The organism is Trichocoleus sp. FACHB-591 (assembly GCF_014695845.1).
Taxonomy (GTDB): domain Bacteria; phylum Cyanobacteriota; class Cyanobacteriia; order FACHB-46; family FACHB-46; genus Trichocoleus.
This window is the reverse complement of the sequence record NZ_JACJPA010000089.1, coordinates 1-15,537: the sequence shown is the minus strand read 5'-3', so window position 1 is coordinate 15,537 and position 15,537 is coordinate 1. Positions and strand designations below refer to the sequence as shown.

The 15,537-nt window shown below is 46.9% G+C and carries 15 protein-coding genes and 1 pseudogene; 14 read left to right on the top strand and 2 right to left on the bottom strand.

Going from position 1 to position 15,537, the window contains the following annotated elements; genetic code table 11:
- Position 1: 1 nt before the first annotated feature.
- Positions 2-151, bottom strand: a pseudogene (locus H6F90_RS16380) (IS1 family transposase); the annotation flags it as partial.
- A 78-nt stretch (positions 152-229) separates the two neighbouring features.
- Between H6F90_RS16380 and H6F90_RS31155 the strand changes: the two are divergent.
- The 14 genes from H6F90_RS31155 to H6F90_RS16315 all read left to right on the top strand — a co-directional run bounded on the left by H6F90_RS31155 (position 230) and on the right by H6F90_RS16315 (position 15,346).
- Positions 230-352, top strand: a complete 123-nt coding sequence (locus tag H6F90_RS31155) for a hypothetical protein (protein WP_255525009.1) — start codon at positions 230-232, stop codon at positions 350-352.
- Positions 327-497: a hypothetical protein gene (locus tag H6F90_RS16375; protein ID WP_190553453.1), complete on the top strand. Its 171-nt coding sequence runs from the start codon at positions 327-329 to the stop codon at positions 495-497. Before H6F90_RS31155 ends, H6F90_RS16375 begins: the two co-directional genes overlap by 26 nt.
- A gap of 849 nt (positions 498-1,346) precedes the next feature.
- On the top strand, positions 1,347-2,357 hold the full coding sequence (gene hemF / locus H6F90_RS16370; RefSeq protein WP_190553452.1) for an oxygen-dependent coproporphyrinogen oxidase: 1,011 nt from the start codon (positions 1,347-1,349) through the stop codon (positions 2,355-2,357).
- 436 nt (positions 2,358-2,793) lie between these two features.
- Positions 2,794-3,417, top strand: a complete 624-nt coding sequence (locus tag H6F90_RS16365) for an L-2-amino-thiazoline-4-carboxylic acid hydrolase (RefSeq protein ID WP_190553451.1) — start codon at positions 2,794-2,796, stop codon at positions 3,415-3,417.
- 79 nt (positions 3,418-3,496) lie between these two features.
- Complete coding sequence (locus H6F90_RS16360) at positions 3,497-5,098, top strand: FAD-binding protein (protein WP_190553450.1); 1,602 nt, start codon at positions 3,497-3,499, stop codon at positions 5,096-5,098.
- 246 nt (positions 5,099-5,344) lie between these two features.
- Positions 5,345-6,661, top strand: coding sequence for a glutamyl-tRNA reductase (locus tag H6F90_RS16355; protein ID WP_190553449.1), 1,317 nt, complete (start codon positions 5,345-5,347; stop codon positions 6,659-6,661).
- A 176-nt stretch (positions 6,662-6,837) separates the two neighbouring features.
- Positions 6,838-7,899, top strand: coding sequence for an aromatic ring-hydroxylating dioxygenase subunit alpha (locus H6F90_RS16350; protein ID WP_190553448.1), 1,062 nt, complete (start codon positions 6,838-6,840; stop codon positions 7,897-7,899).
- 86 nt (positions 7,900-7,985) lie between these two features.
- Entirely contained in the window at positions 7,986-9,035 is a 1,050-nt protein-coding gene (hemE, locus tag H6F90_RS16345; protein ID WP_190553447.1) for a uroporphyrinogen decarboxylase, read from the top strand.
- A 5-nt stretch (positions 9,036-9,040) separates the two neighbouring features.
- Positions 9,041-10,024, top strand: coding sequence for a hydroxymethylbilane synthase (hemC, locus tag H6F90_RS16340; RefSeq protein WP_190553446.1), 984 nt, complete (start codon positions 9,041-9,043; stop codon positions 10,022-10,024).
- Between the two features lie 4 nt (positions 10,025-10,028).
- Positions 10,029-11,021 carry a porphobilinogen synthase gene (gene hemB / locus H6F90_RS16335; RefSeq protein ID WP_190553445.1) on the top strand — a complete coding sequence of 331 codons (993 nt, stop codon included), beginning with the start codon at positions 10,029-10,031 and terminating at the stop codon, positions 11,019-11,021.
- A 98-nt stretch (positions 11,022-11,119) separates the two neighbouring features.
- The gene (gene hemF, locus H6F90_RS16330; RefSeq protein WP_190553444.1) at positions 11,120-12,157 is read left to right on the top strand and encodes an oxygen-dependent coproporphyrinogen oxidase; all 1,038 of its coding nucleotides are present in this window, start codon (positions 11,120-11,122) and stop codon (positions 12,155-12,157) included.
- A gap of 1 nt (position 12,158) precedes the next feature.
- Positions 12,159-13,361, top strand: coding sequence for an HlyD family efflux transporter periplasmic adaptor subunit (locus tag H6F90_RS16325; protein ID WP_190553443.1), 1,203 nt, complete (start codon positions 12,159-12,161; stop codon positions 13,359-13,361).
- A gap of 22 nt (positions 13,362-13,383) precedes the next feature.
- Positions 13,384-14,553, top strand: a complete 1,170-nt coding sequence (gene devC / locus H6F90_RS16320; RefSeq protein ID WP_190442194.1) for an ABC transporter permease DevC — start codon at positions 13,384-13,386, stop codon at positions 14,551-14,553.
- A 100-nt stretch (positions 14,554-14,653) separates the two neighbouring features.
- Positions 14,654-15,346: a DevA family ABC transporter ATP-binding protein gene (locus H6F90_RS16315; protein WP_190553463.1), complete on the top strand. Its 693-nt coding sequence runs from the start codon at positions 14,654-14,656 to the stop codon at positions 15,344-15,346.
- A 41-nt stretch (positions 15,347-15,387) separates the two neighbouring features.
- Here H6F90_RS16315 and H6F90_RS16310 read toward each other — a convergent pair.
- On the bottom strand, positions 15,388-15,537 hold a 150-nt coding region (locus H6F90_RS16310; RefSeq protein WP_190550225.1), incomplete at its 5' end, for a transposase.

Genomic DNA, 15,537 nt, shown 5'->3' with positions numbered 1-15,537 from the left:
ACTAAGCTGGCAGCGGCACCGTTCGATACCTTAGATAGTGGAGCAGCAAGTGCAGTGAACACTTCAACATCTCGACTGACTTGGAGTAACACAAAGTCTTGCGGTGCAACCGAGCTAGATAATGCCGGAGGCGAGTGTTCTCTCCTTCCACCGGAAAAAGTGGTTTGGTCTTCGCTTAACCCTGATTACTGGCCTACTCAACTATGAACTGGTACATCCTTCATGATTCATGCACGAGGTCTATTACTGTTTCAGCAACGCCAAGAGTAATTCAATCATCAACGACATTGAGGAGACGATCGCCATCCAAGTTGAGAATATTTTTTATGGCAGTCATATCAATCTCTCCTAGGAAACTAAAGGCGTCAGTAATCTCGTCTCTCACGCCTGACCCGGATCATCCCTACCGAGCGATCGCTGAGACTACTTACGAGTTGGGACGGCAAGCCTCAGCGGGTGTGGTGCTTAACTCCTGCCCAGACGCGATCGATACATGAGTTGATGTGGTACTTGGTTCTATTGGCACACTACGCTGTGTCAATTTTCTGCCCAATAAGGATGAAAGAATAGCTCTCACAGGATCCAAAGAGTCTCTAGAGCTTGACTTTAGATTTTGTTAATAATTAAACGAAGATTACTCGCTGCATAAAGAATACTTAACCTGACCATGTGACGCTAAGGTTGAGTCAATCGGAGGTGTGAGTTTTTACTTATCCATCTTGCTTCCAAAGATATAGGGCTCATCAGTTCTCGGTTGAGAGCATCATGATGTTGCTTCTTGTTTTAGGTAGCAAGGATCATGTTGGGCTGCTTCTAGACATAACTTGCTCAACCCAGATTCTACAGCCTTAAACCTCACTAGGTTAAGGTGACATAGATCACTGATTAAGTAATCACTCATATCCATGTAGACAATTGTGAAAGAGTTTTGATTTTAGTTTCAGTATTTTTCGGGAATATCTCGAAAAGCCCCTGAAGTACTTCTCTGCGGTTTTTCATTCAAAGGAGGTTATCAAGAAAGATTGAAATTTATCTCACTACTTTTCCGAAAGTAACGAGAAAAAGACTGAAGCACTCCTTCAGTGAATTCCGAAACCTTGAGAGCGAACTCGTATCATTTAATGAGTTTCTGAGTAGAACACTGAAAGCGCCATAACAGAGCACCTGTGTCCCCTGGTTCAAGATGTGATTGAGCACATACTTGAACTTCAAACCAAGCAATTTTGCTAGCAGTATCTACGTTGTACTGGGAGATTGAATTTTATCAATCTCTCGCAGATGCTTGCGCCTCCAGGGGAAAGTATCAATCACAATCGTCGTCATTTACTTTTGAGAGGACATCACTCATGCTAGAAATCTTAGAAAAAGTAGAACAGCCCGTTCAATCTCAGCAGAGCATGCTTGTAAGAACTGAAAAGGTTTTCAAGCGCATGTTTGAGAATGTTTGCCAAGCGATCGAAGAAATAGATGGCACTCAATTTCAAGAACAACGTTGGACCAAAGATGAGAACTGCGAATGGGTAGAAGGTGACAACAACGGCATCACTTACATTGACATGGCGCTGCGGAATGGCAATGTCTTTGAAAAGGTTGGTATCAACTACGTATCTATGCAAGGCGAACTACCTCCTGGTATGACCTTTCAAGGCTCAGATGTAGTGATGGCTGATCCTGCCAATGGGATGCCGAGTGGAAAAGGAACTCCTTTTTTCGCCTCGAGTACAAGTGTCGTCATCAATGCACTGAACCCCATGGTTCCTACGGCCCATGTTAACTATCGTTATTTTCAAGTTGGCGATGGGACACAGCCTGGTTCTTGGTGGTTTGGTGGCGGTGGTGACTTAACACCCATCTATCTATTTGAAGAAGATGCAGTTCACTTCCATCAAGTACATAAAGCTGCTTGTGATCAGCATGACCCCACATTCTACCCAGTCGCCAAAAAAGCCTGCGATGAATACTTCTATCTTCCCCATCGTGGTGAATGTCGAGGTGTCGGTGGCATCTTCTTCGATTACTTGCAAGACCGTGATGTTGAATCTCTCTTCTCTTTAGTGACCACTTGTTCGGAAGCGTTTCTTCCAGCTTACATTCCACTTATTGAGAAGCGTAAGGATATGGAATTTACACAACAGCACAAGTATTGGCAGCGTCTCAGACGTGGACGTTACGCCGAATTTATCCTCCTGCATGACAGAGGTGTTCGCTTTGGCCTAACCAGCGGCATCGTTAATACTCAAAGCGTCCTTAATTGTATGCCTGGGGAAGCTTGCTGGAACTACAGCGACCAGCCCATCCACGGCAGCCAAGAGGAGAAGCTTCTAGAAGTACTCAGAAACCCCCGCGAATGGGTCTAAAAAGTCTCTCTCTGCTTGCAGTGTGACAAGTCAGCTGGCTCCATCCAGCTAAATCGTATTGTGGCAATTTGTAGCTCTAGTAATCACCCAATGTTTAGGTTCACCCCAGTCAGTCGCTCTTCTGATACTCCGACCCAGGAAGTAAGTATCGTTATGGCCTGCCTTTTTGCTAACAGGCAAATCGTTTTTGCAGTGATTCTCCTTTACTCCTTGGCCCACTCCTAAGTGGTGGTCTCTATTTAGCCAAAGAGGCTGAGTCTAGGATCGCTGTCGCAGTTAAACAGGTGGAGATCAATCACTTTTCGTCAATAATCTCCACCTTCAAGCCACCAAAAACGAGCTGCATGGATTGGTTGATCTATCAACGAGTGACATAGGAATCGTTGATATCGTCAAAGCTGAATAATCACAAAACCAAAATCTGAGGAATTCACAAATGGAGAACATTGTAGGTATTGGTGACATCCAAATGGCTGATGTGATGAAAATGGATTCATCAAAAGCCTTAAACATGTTTAGAAATCGATTTGCAGCCTTCAAAAAGCTAGCCGATGAAATTGGTGAGGATGCGGCATTCGAACAAATGATGGAAGCCTATCCTGCCCAACAAAAGGCATTCATGGGTGCTTTTATTGATAACACGACTCTGGCTAAAGGCTTCACTGATGCGATCGCAATTTTTCGTATCATGGGTTTTACGATGGATGTCGTAGATATTTCTCAGGAAGGAACAGATGCTGTACTCGAGATTCAGCGAGTTTGTCCAGTTCTTTCGCTCGCAAAAGAGTATGGTCTAGAAAACCCCTGTCGCGCTCTATGCGAAATGGAACAAGAAGCGACTAGAAAGGCTTTCCCAGGCATGAAGGCTGCAATTATCAGCAGACAAGCAGCAGGTGACTGTGTTTGTATGTTTAAGTATGAAAGACCAGCTAAGAATATAACGGCTACACCTCAGAATAGCCAAAGCCTGATTTCCCGGATTTTTGACTTGATTAAGCTGGCTCCTAAAATTGTGCAAATTGGAATTAACCTGCTGAAGAACCGATTTTCTCAGGGCTAATTACGATTTTTCTGAAATTTTTGTTCTGACGGCCAACCGGGTTGGCTAATGATTGAAGACAGACCCTTTCACACCTTTTATGAACAACATCGTCAAGGACCTCCAATATTTAGTTTCGGGTGAGGTTAGTAGTAGACCTGAAATGCTTGCAGAGTTTTCTCAAGACTTCGGGAATGTATTTCGTAAAGAACCACAGGTTGTTGTCCGCCCTCACTCAGTTGATGATGTTGTTAAAACAGTTAGGTATGCTCATCAACAAGGGCTGATTCTTTCTCCTCGTGCCACAGGACATTCGTTAAGCGGCCAATCCTTGAGCCAAAATGGAATTGTTTTGGATATGAGGAGTCTGAATCAAATTCACAAGATTCACAAAGACGCCCTTTACTTTAAGGCGGATGCAGGAGTTTCCTGGGGGCAAGTGGTAAATGCTTGTACACCCGATGGTTTAGTTCCTCCTGTCCTCACCAATTACTTCAATGCTACGCTGGGTGGCACTCATGCGGCAGCAGGTATGGGTGCTTCATCTTTTCGCAATGGAACGCAGGCTAGTAACTGTCTTGGTTTAGAAGTTGTCACGGCAGAGGGTGAGATTGTTTGGTGTAGCCCTGAGGAAAATAGTGAACTTTTTCATCATGTACTTTGTGGTTTCGGTCAATTTGGAATTATTACACAAGTACAGCATAAGCTCAGGCGATATCTTCCACTCACCCGCACCTATCTAGTCTTCTATGATGATCTAGATGCTCTTTTGCGTGACAAACAAACCTTGGTTTTGGAAAAAAGAGTTGATCATTTAGTCTCTTTGCCCATCCCCTGCGTCCAGGGAGTTTCTAGAGCCACGGGCATCATGCAACCTTTGATTCAATGGTTCTATACATTGCAAATCACCGTTGAAATGAGTACTGATGACGCAGTGGATGATAGAGAAGTTCTTGCTGGATTGAATTTTTACCGTCACATCCATACGGAAAATCTGGACTTTGAGCAGTTTATTACACCAACCATTCAGGTTGAGACTGCTACAAATCTTGCCCATCCTTGGACCGATGTATTTCTTCCAGCATCCACTGCAAAGAACTATATCGAAACAGCACTCCAGAAGTTAACTTCGTTCCTCGATGTCAGTCGAACTCCAATGGGCTGCTTCTGTTTGGTAAATCGTGATAACAGAACACCCATGTTTGCTTTGCCAGACGAAGAGTTAGTGATAGGCTTCGGAATTTATCCAACCATCCCGCGATCGCAGCTTCAGCCTGTCTTAGCTGAACTTAGTAAGCTGAGTGACTTAAGCTTTGAGATGGGTGGTAAAAGATACTTGACTGGCTTGGTGAATTTTGAGGCACAACAATGGCAACGCCAATTTGGTGATTATTGGCCCACAATTCATGAGATGAAGAAGAAGTATGACCCTCAAGGGGTATTGAACCCTGGCTTTTTCCAAAAAGAATGGATAGCAGAGCCGCTTATCAGCCAAGAGCCTCAGACTATTCCTCAGACTATTAGCGAAGACCTTACGTCTGAATTCCCAATCCAGACTCAACTTCTAGAAGAGGCTGCTAGTAAACCGATGGTTGGGGCTGCTACTTCTACAAAGCTATCCTCTCTGCAAGCGATCGCTTTAGCAATGCTGGCTCTGCTCTTTTTGCTGTTCTTCAACGGGTCATTGGTAGGTTCAGCCTGATATCAGCCAAGAGTATCCCAACAATGTTTCAACACTTGTAGCCAAGACCTACTTATTGGCTACAGTACACAGATTTTTCGTGGGATTTTTGGATATTGTTTCCCAGCCCTCTCAAGTTCTTGAAACTGAGAGCAACATTTGCTGGCTTAAACTAAGTGATGTTCAAAAACTTCCACAGCAAACATTTCCAATCATTACGTGATCTCTGAGACGGAAGAAAAAACTTCGAGGGAGGATGCATGAACCATGAATATCGCAGTAATTGGTCTTAGTCACAAAACAGCTCCGGTTGAAATCCGCGAGAAGCTGAGCATCCCTGAAGCCCAGATGGAAAAGGCGATCGCAGAGCTATGTAGCTATCTCCATATTGAAGAAAGCGCTATTCTCAGCACTTGTAACCGTCTGGAGATTTATGTTGCTGCTAATGCAATAGAGCAAGCAACTCAAGAAGTTGCCCAGTTTTTGTCCGAGTATAGTCGCTTGCCTCTGAACCAACTATGCCAACACCTCTTCATTTTGCAGCAACAGGATGCAGTCAAGCATATGATGCAAGTTGCTTCTGGCCTAGATAGCTTAGTAATTGGTGAAGGGCAGATCTTAGCCCAAGTTAAGCGTGCTTACACATTGAGCCAGCAGTACAGTGGCATCAAATGTGTTCTGAATCAGTTATTTAAGCAAACCATTACAGCCGCAAAGCGAGTAAGAACAGAAACCTCAATCGGGACAGGTGCCGTTTCAGTCAGCTCCGCTGCGGTAGAATTAGCCCAACTCAAACTCCAAGACTTATCAACTTGTCGCGTAACAGTGGTAGGTGCAGGTCAAATGGCTCGGCGATTGATCCAACATCTTTTAGCGAAAGGGGCTGCCCAGCTTTCAATTGTCAACCGCTCTCTTGAGACAGCTCAGGAACTAGCTAATCAGTTTAGTAGTGTGTCAATACCATGCTACTCACTGATTGAACTGATGCCGACCGTAGCCGACTCAGATATTGTTTTCACTAGCACTTCCTCAGCAGAGCCCCTGTTGGATAGAGCCAGGCTGAAAGTAGCTTTAGCCGCCAATCAGCCTTTAATGCTATTTGATATATCAGTGCCTCGCAATGTAGATGCAGATGTGAATGAACTAGATTCTGTTCAGGTTTTTAATGTTGATGACTTAAAGACCGTTGTTCTTCAGAATCAAGAAACTCGACGGCAGATGGCAGTAGAAGCCCAGGGCTTGATAGAAGAGGAGGTACAAGCGTTTTACAATTGGTTGCGCTCACGGGAGACTGTCTCTACGATTAGCTGTTTACGAGAAAAAGTGGAAATAATTCGGGAGCAAGAACTAGAGAAAGCGCTATCTCGTCTTGGCTCTGAGTTTGCTCAAAAACATCAGATGGTGATTGAAGCGTTATCTCGAGGTATTGTCAACAAAATTCTCCACGAGCCGATGGTAAAACTGCGCACACAGCAGGATCTAGAAGCTCAACGTCTTGCTATCCAAACTCTACAAGTTCTGTTTAACCTTGGTACAGAAGAGCAGCGATACAGACCTGTGGTCAAAACCTCTTCTCAAAACTGAGTGACATTGTTTTGAAGTATTGGATAGCTTCTTATTAGTTGGATAATTCCCAAGTAATGATTGAGAGAAGACAATCCGAATCAACTGCTCTTTCTACTCAATGGTATTAAGCAATCTATGTAAGCCTAATTGTGGCTTGGAGCAAGGATTCACTGAGCTAAATGTAGGAGTTAAGAGTGCTCAAGAATTTTTGGTATGCTTGTGAGTTTAGCTCGGCAGTGACCGATAAACCAAAACAAATCGTGATGCTCAATCAAAGATTTGTTCTCTACCGTAACTCTAAAGGGCAGGTCGTTGCACTTCAAGATCGCTGCCCTCATCGAGGGGCTGCTTTTTCGGTCGGTTGGGTAGAAGATGACTGCATTGTTTGTCCTTATCATGCCTGGAAATTTCAGTCTGATGGTACCTGTGTGGATATCCCTGCTAATCAACCTGGAACTCCTATTCCGAGGGGAGCTCGTATAGACGGCTATGCAGTGCAGGAGAAATATGGTTTTGTTTGGCTGTTTTATGGGGATTTATCAGAAGCGGAACGCCCTCCAATTCCGCCCCTTCCAGAATTTGAAGATCCGAGCCTCCACAAAATCTTCTTTGAGTATGAACTAAATGCTCACTACACCCGTACCCTTGAGAATGATATGGACATGTCCCATGTGTCTATTATTCATACTCGTTCCTTTGGTAATGGGTTTGAACCGGAACAAAAGATGGAAGACTATGACCTGCATACAGAAACGTGGGGAGGCCATGTTGATGTCAATGTTGACAATTACACTCAAGCAAAAGACTTATTCAAATACGTCTTTCGGCCATCGAAATCAAAAGTGAAGGTTAGCCTGGGTTTTTATATGCCCAATATCACTCGGCTTGTTGTTGACTTTGGGCGTGGCAAAATAGTCAATTTTACGGTTCATGTCCCTGTTGACGACAGTACTACCATTACTAAGCGCATTCAGTTCCGCAATTTCCTAACCACTCGCTTGGCGGACCCTATTTTTCAAAGGGCTGCTTTTAAGGTTGTGATGGAAGATAAGGCAGTTGTTGAGTCTGAATATCCCAAAGCAGTACCAGATAGATTGGCTGATGAAGTTCATGTGCCCTGCGATAGCCTATCTCTTGCTTATCGCAAACTTCATCAAAAATGCCTGGCAATGGGTTGGGGTCTCAATTCAGATCAAAACCAACTAAATTCTTCAAATTCTGACTTGGCAGTGGTTTCAGAGCTGACATTCAACTAAATTGCTCTGTAATTTCTTGGACTGACAGCATATCTTTCTATGTCACCACTTGTTTTGTCTTTTATTCTTAACGTAAGGAGAAATGCATGAAGAATGATCTCTTGCTACGAGCCGCGCTGGGTGAAGTGGTGGAGCGCTCGCCTGTCTGGATGATGCGCCAAGCAGGTCGCTATATGAAGATCTACCGGGAGTTGCGTCAGAAGTATCCTTCCTTTCGGGAGCGATCGGAAAATTCTGATTTAGCGGTGGAAATCTCTCTACAACCCTTCCATGCCTTCAGACCCGATGGTGTGATTATGTTCTCGGATATTCTCACTCCTCTACCTGGAATTGGCATTCCGTTTGACATTATTGAGAGCAAGGGTCCGGTATTTGAGGCTCCCATCCGCACTCAGGAGCAAATTGATGCGCTGACACCTCTTGATCCAGAGACCTCTCTGCCCTTTGTGCGTCAGATTCTCCAGACGTTGCAGAAAGAAGTGAATGGTGAAGCAACGGTGTTAGGATTTGTGGGCGCTCCTTGGACACTGGCAGCCTATGCGATCGAAGGCAAAAGCTCAAAAGATTACGCCATTATTAAGCGCATGGCTTATACAGAGCCAACCATGCTGCATCAGTTTTTGGGTAAGTTGGCAAAGGCGATCGCAACTTATGCTTGCTACCAGATTGATGCAGGGGCACAGGTGGTGCAACTATTCGATTCTTGGGCAGGACAACTTAGCCCCCAAGACTTCAAGAATTTCTCTCTACCTTATCTGCAACAGATTGTACGGCAGGTAAAAGCAACTCATCCAGAAACACCGCTGATTCTCTACATCAACAACAGTGCGGGTCTGCTGGAACTCATGGCGCACTCTGGTGTCGATATTGTCAGCGTAGACTGGACTGTGGATATGTCTGTTGCCCGCCAACGGCTCGGTGCCAATATGGGTGTGCAAGGCAATATGGACCCCTGCATCCTGTTTGGTCCTCAAGACTTTATTCGTCAAAACATCTTAGATACGGTGCTCAAAGCAGGCACCCACAAGCACATTATGAACCTTGGTCATGGAGTACTGCAAAACACGCCGGAAGAGAATGTGGCTTGCTTCTTTGAAACCGTCAAACAACTCAAATACTCCGCACTTTTAGGCTAATTGTCATGGCACAACTGCATTCCGCTGACTCTCCTGCTATCAATTCAACTCGCACTATCCGTATCGGTTCTCGGAAAAGTCAACTGGCCCTAGTGCAAACCTATTGGGTGCGTGATCAGTTGCAGCAACACTTCCCGGAAATTACGTTTGAAGTCCATACCATGTCTACCCAAGGCGACAACATTCTGGATGTGGCCCTGGCTAAGATTGGGGATAAGGGACTGTTCACTAAAGAGCTGGAACTCGGCATGCTGAACCGAGAGATTGACTTTGCGGTGCACTCGCTGAAGGATTTGCCCACAAACCTCCCTGACGGCTTAACCCTGGCTACGGTGACCGAGCGGGAAAACCCAGCCGATGCCTTAGTGGTACAGGAAAAATATAAAGGCTGTCAAATTGATACGCTGCCCGATGGAGCTGTGATTGGTACTTCTTCGCTGCGACGACTGGCTCAATTGCGGCATTTGTTTCCGCAACACACCTTCAAGGATGTGCGCGGTAACCTGAACACGCGCTTAGCCAAACTGGATGCAGGCGAATACGATGCTCTGATTTTGGCGGCGGCTGGTTTGCAGCGATTAGACATGAGCGATCGCATTCACCAAATTCTGCCGACTGAAGTTTCCCTTTATGCGGTTGGGCAAGGAGCTTTGGGAATTGAATGTCGTGCTGATGATGTCGAAACGTTGTCGCTCTTAAAGGCGATCGAACATATTCCTACCCGCGATCGTGTCTTGGCTGAGCGAGCCTTTCTACGAGAGTTGGAAGGTGGTTGCCAAGTACCGATTGGGGTGCATACCCAGCTTGATGGCGAAACGTTAGCCTTAACTGGGTTGGTTGCCAGTGTCGATGGTCAACGATTACTCAAAGATACTGTCATTGGTTCTGCAAACGAGGCAGAACAGGTTGGTATTCAGCTCGCCCACGGCTTGCGGCAGCAGGGAGCTCAGGAAATCCTTGATCAAATTTTTGTAGCTGCACGGCACTAATACTATGTTTCCAATTAATCGTCCTCGTCGGCTCAGAAGCAATCCGCAACTCCGGCGGATGGTATGCGAAAACGTTTTAACCACTCAAGACCTGATCTATCCGCTCTTTGCGGTTCCGGGTACCAGCATTGCCAAAGAAGTGGTGTCGATGCCTGGTGTCTACCAGTTATCTATAGACAAAATTGTCGAAGAAGCCAAAGAAGTTTACGACCTGGGAATTCCAGCCATCATCTTGTTTGGCATCCCAGAAGATAAAGATGCAGAAGCGACGGGAGCTTGGCACGATTGCGGCATTGTGCAAAAAGCTGCGAGTGCAGTTAAACAAGCCGTTCCCGACCTGATCGTGATTGCCGATACCTGCTTATGTGAATACACCAATCACGGTCATTGTGGCTATTTGGAACTGGGTGACTTAACGGGAAGAGTCTTGAATGACCCCACCCTAGAACTACTCAAGAAGACCGCTGTGGCTCAAGCCAACGCAGGGGTAGATATCATTGCACCTTCTGGGATGATGGATGGGTTTGTGCAGGCGATCCGAGCTGCTTTAGATGAAGCAGGGTTTGAGGGGATTCCCATTCTCTCCTACGCTGCTAAATATGCTTCCGCTTACTACGGGCCATTCCGCGATGCTGCCGAATCAACACCACAATTTGGCGATCGCCGCACCTACCAGATGGACCCTGGCAACGCCCGTGAAGCCTTGAAAGAAATCCAACTGGACATCGCAGAAGGGGCAGACATGCTGATGGTGAAGCCTGCCTTGGCCTACATGGACATCATCTGGCGAGTCAAAGAAGCAACGAATTTGCCTGTGGCTGCCTACAATGTTTCTGGCGAGTACTCCATGATTAAAGCCGCCGCCCTCAACGGTTGGGTGGATGAGCAGCGCGTGGTGCTGGAAACGCTGACCAGCTTTAAGCGAGCGGGTGCTGACCTAATTCTCACTTATCACGCGAAAGATGCGGCTCGTTGGTTAGCGAAAGGCCACTTCTAAATCGATTGCAAGTAGCTTGGGTGAAGAAGATTCACCTTCTATTGCGAAATATTGCGTTGCTTGTGTGTATACACTTCTTAGGACATTGAGTTGGAGTTATGCCGATTTCTACGCCTCAAATCCCTCAATCTACCTCTCTGCTGCCCATAGATGCTAAAGAGAGAGTGAGTCAATTTATGCGGCAGTTGCAGGACGAAATCTGCCAGAGCTTGCAACAGATAGATGGTGTGGGTAGCTTCCAAGAAGATGCCTGGGAGCGACCCGAAGGCGGTGGTGGGCGATCGCGAGTATTGCGCGAAGGAGCTGTGTTTGAGCAAGGTGGAGTGAATTTCTCTGAAGTTTGGGGTTCTCATCTGCCTCCTTCCATTTTGGCGCAACGCCCGGAAGCGGCTGGACATGGCTTCTATGCCACAGGCACTTCAATGGTGTTACATCCTCGCAATCCTTATATTCCCACGATCCATCTGAATTATCGTTACTTTGAGGCAGGCCCAGTTTGGTGGTTTGGTGGCGGTGCTGACTTAACGCCCTACTATCCTTTTGCTGAAGATGCCGCTCACTTCCATACCACGCTGAAGCAAGCTTGCGATCGCCACAACCCCAATTACTACTCGGTATTCAAGCCCTGGTGTGATGAATACTTTTACCTCCAGCATCGCCAAGAAACTAGAGGTGTCGGTGGTATCTTTTTTGATTACCAAGATGGACAGGGAAAACTTTATCGCGGTTCTAACTTGGAGGGTGCAGCCGCTACTCTTAGCAATCAGATTGACGCTTTAGCTCCCCGCAGTTGGAAAAAAGTTTTTGCCTTGGTTCGTAGTTGTGGACAAGCTTTTATCCCTGCTTATGCCCCGATTGTGGAACGGCGACGGGGAATGGAATATGACGATCGCCAGCGGAACTTTCAGCTCTATCGTCGCGGTCGTTATGTAGAGTTTAACTTGGTTTATGATCGAGGCACGATTTTCGGTCTCCAAACCAACGGTCGCACGGAATCAATTCTGATGTCGCTGCCGCCGTTGGTACGTTGGGAATATGGCTATCAACCAGAACCTAACACTCCGGAAGCGGAACTGTACGAAACGTTTTTGCAGCCTCAAGATTGGGCGAACTGGACACTGCCACAAAACCATTAACATGAACTTCCAAACCCTATCCAAGCCTGCAAATCGAGGCACCCTAGCACTGATCATTGCTGCGACTGCTGCCTCAGGCGCGATCGCTTTCCTGGGCATTTCTCAAGTCAAGCGTCCCAGCCAACCCACTGTGGTCGCAGAAGCCAAAGCTGCCCCAAAAGTCCAGCGAATTACAGCTTTAGGACGCATTGAACCTGCGACAGAGGTGATCCAAGTCTCCGTCCCTGCCACGCTCAGCAATGATCCCGTTGCAGAACTGCGAGTGCAGCGGGGCGATCGCGTGGACGCAGGCCAAGTCATTGCTGTCATGGACTCACAAGCACGACTCCAAAATGTGCTTTTGGAAGCCCAAGCTCAGGTGAAAATCGCGCAGGCAGAAGTGGCCAAAGTGAAAGCAGGTGCTAAGACGGGGGAGATTGCCGCCCAGGAAGCGGAGATCGCCCGTCTTGAAGAGCAGTTGGAAGGGGAACTAGCGACTCAACAGGCGACGATCGCCCGTTGGCAAGCAGAAGTTCAGACGGCGAATGCTGATTACAATCGCTATCTGCCCCTCTACCGGGAGGGTGCGATCGCGGCAACAGAATTGGATCGGCGACGACTCACTCTGCAAACGGCTCAAGCCCAACTCAATGAAGTGAAAGCCAAGCAAAGTCAAAGCGCCAACACAATCCGCGAGCAAATCAGACAAGCCAGAGCCAATTTAAACCGGATTGCGGAAGTGCGTCCTGTGGATGTGCAGGCCGCTCAAGCTCAGGTAGACAAAGCGATCGCCGCCGTCAGAAAGGCAGAATCAGATTTAGCAGAAGCCTCGATTAAGGCTCCGATCTCCGGTCGCATTCTCGACATTGATGCTAAACCTGGAGAAGTCGTGGGCAGTGCAGGCATCGCTGAGTTAGGCCAAACCAACGAGATGCAGGTAGTGGCAGAGGTGTATCAAACCGATATTAGCCAAGTGCAGAAAGGTCAACCCGTGGCGATTACTAGTGAATCCTTTGAGGGAGAACTCGAAGGTACAGTTAGCTCGGTAGGGTTACAGGTGACTCAGCAAGAGGTCACGAGCGGTAAACCAGGGGAAAATCTCGATCGCAAAGTGGTGGAAGTCAGAATTCAGATTGATCCAGAAGATAGTCAACGAGTGGCGAGTTTAACCAACCTGCAAGTTCAGGTTGCCATTCAAGCCAACTCTCTCACTAGCCGCCAGTAACTCCTCCGCCACCAACGAATCCATGCTGCCAAAATTATTTCGCAAAACGCCCCTCGCCTTACTGCAAATGAGTAGCCAGAGGACTCGTCTGCTAGTGGCGATCGCGGGCATTGCCTTTGCTGACTTTCTCATGTTTTTCCAACTGGGGGTGAGGGACGCACTGTTCGACTCCCAAGTTCGCCCCTACGCAACGCTCAAAGGAGATCTGTTCATCGTCAATAAGTTATCAGATAACTTGCAGTCGATTAAAAGTTTTCCTAGAGACAATCTTTACCGCGTCGCTGGGATGGATGGGGTTGAATCTATCCGCCCCCTCTATATTGGTCAAGCGAGCTGGCGCAACCCAGATAACCAAGCCAGTCGGCAAATCTTTGTTTACGGCATCGACCCTAATCGCCCTGCTTTTGACTTGCCTGAAGTGGAGCAGCAGCTAGACAAACTCAAATTACTCAATCAAGTTCTATTTGATAAAGCCGGTCTAACACCGCAACTGGGCGACGTGACAGCCCTGCTCAAAAAGCAGAATCCCTTATCTGTTCAGGCGAATGATTTAGAAGTCAAAGTGGTTGGTTTATTTACGCTGGGTTCTTCCTTTTCAGCGGAAGGTAATCTGTTGATGAGTGACTCTACCTTTTTGCGACTCTTTTCCGAGCGACGAGCCAATGACATTGACCTAGGGATTATTGAGGCAAATCCCAATGTATCCATTCAACAGCTCCAGGCAGATTTGCAAGCGATCGTACCCGATAACTTGCTGGTGCTCACCCTGGAACAGTTCTCAGCTCGTGAATTTGCCTATTGGAACACAGGCTCCTCGATCGGTCCTACTTTTAATCTAGGAGTAGCCATTGGTTTCCTAGTAGGAGCCGTGATTGTCTACCAAATTCTTTATACCGATGTTTCTGATCACTTACCAGAATACGCCACGCTCAAGGCAATGGGTTATAGCGATCTGTACTTGATTGGAGTGATTTTACAAGAAGCATTCCTCCTTGCCGCTCTAGGCTTTTTACCAGGGTTTCTGTTGGCAAGTGGCTTCTATACCTTCTTTAAATCTGTCACCTTTTTACCGATCGCCATGAAACTCAGCCGCGCTGTCACAGTTCTAATTCTGACCGTCGTTATGTGTGGTGGAGCAGGTGCGATCGCCCTCCGCAAACTCAGAGCCGCCGATCCAGCAGATATCTTTTAGCTCATCTCATCCCTTTTTATCCTTCCTCCCTCATCCTTCATCCTTCCCCATGTCTCCCCATCTAGAGCAAGCGCGATCGCCAGACCTTCATACAGTTCAAATGTCTTCAAAGCCTGTAATTTCAGCTCATCAGCTAAATCATTATTTTGGTAAAGCTGAACTCCGCAAGCAGACATTGTTTGAGATTAATCTTGATATTTACCCTGGCGAAATTGTGATTATGACTGGGCCTTCTGGGTCTGGTAAAACCACGTTATTAAGTTTGATGGGTGGTTTGCGTTCAGTCCAGGAAGGTAGCCTCACGATCTTGGAGCAAGAGATGTGTGGTGCCAGCAAGCGAAAAATGATGCAAGTGCGGAAGCAAATTGGTTATATCTTCCAAGCTCATAACTTACTCACCTTTTTAACTGCGAAACAGAATGTACGGATGTCCCTAGAACTCCATCCAGAGTATCTAAAAAAAGATATGGATGCGATCGCTACAGAGATGTTACAAGCAGTGGGACTGGGCGATCGCGTGGGCTATTATGCAGACAGTCTCTCTGGCGGTCAAAAACAACGAGTGGCGATCGCTCGTGCCTTGGCTAGTCGTCCTAAAATTGTTCTGGCTGATGAACCCACGGCGGCGCTCGATAAAAAATCGGGTCGAGATGTCGTCGAGATTATGCAGCACTTAGCTAAAGAGCAGGGTTGCACAATTTTGCTAGTAACCCACGACAACCGCATTCTAGATATTGCCGATCGCATCATTCATATGGAAGATGGACGATTGGCAGCTGCATCCTACTCTTAACCTGATACTTAACTGCACTTCTATAGCTGTCGCCACAAGAGTTAGGACGCGGCTTCCTTGAGGACTGTCTCCATCGCCTCACGCAAACTAGTAGCGCTGCGTCGTTGTTTGCGAATGCGGCCCTTTAACCATGCCCAACACTTTTCGATACGATTCAGGTCTGGTGAATAGGGCGGTAAGTAGACGACTTG

What these genes read in the sequence shown, in the direction of transcription:
- H6F90_RS16360 (WP_190553450.1), top strand. Translation starts at nt 3,497, where the DNA reads ATGAACAACATCGTCAAGGACCTCCAATATTTAGTTTCGGGTGAGGTT.
- devC (WP_190442194.1), top strand. Translation starts at nt 13,384, where the DNA reads ATGCTGCCAAAATTATTTCGCAAAACGCCCCTCGCCTTACTGCAAATG.
- hemC (WP_190553446.1), top strand. Translation starts at nt 9,041, where the DNA reads ATGGCACAACTGCATTCCGCTGACTCTCCTGCTATCAATTCAACTCGC.
- H6F90_RS16315 (WP_190553463.1), top strand. Translation starts at nt 14,654, where the DNA reads ATGTCTTCAAAGCCTGTAATTTCAGCTCATCAGCTAAATCATTATTTT.
- H6F90_RS16355 (WP_190553449.1), top strand. Translation starts at nt 5,345, where the DNA reads ATGAATATCGCAGTAATTGGTCTTAGTCACAAAACAGCTCCGGTTGAA.
- H6F90_RS16375 (WP_190553453.1), top strand. Translation starts at nt 327, where the DNA reads ATGGCAGTCATATCAATCTCTCCTAGGAAACTAAAGGCGTCAGTAATC.
- hemE (WP_190553447.1), top strand. Translation starts at nt 7,986, where the DNA reads ATGAAGAATGATCTCTTGCTACGAGCCGCGCTGGGTGAAGTGGTGGAG.
- hemB (WP_190553445.1), top strand. Translation starts at nt 10,029, where the DNA reads ATGTTTCCAATTAATCGTCCTCGTCGGCTCAGAAGCAATCCGCAACTC.
- H6F90_RS16325 (WP_190553443.1), top strand. Translation starts at nt 12,159, where the DNA reads ATGAACTTCCAAACCCTATCCAAGCCTGCAAATCGAGGCACCCTAGCA.
- H6F90_RS16365 (WP_190553451.1), top strand. Translation starts at nt 2,794, where the DNA reads ATGGAGAACATTGTAGGTATTGGTGACATCCAAATGGCTGATGTGATG.
- hemF (WP_190553452.1), top strand. Translation starts at nt 1,347, where the DNA reads ATGCTAGAAATCTTAGAAAAAGTAGAACAGCCCGTTCAATCTCAGCAG.
- hemF (WP_190553444.1), top strand. Translation starts at nt 11,120, where the DNA reads ATGCCGATTTCTACGCCTCAAATCCCTCAATCTACCTCTCTGCTGCCC.
- H6F90_RS31155 (WP_255525009.1), top strand. Translation starts at nt 230, where the DNA reads ATGCACGAGGTCTATTACTGTTTCAGCAACGCCAAGAGTAATTCAATC.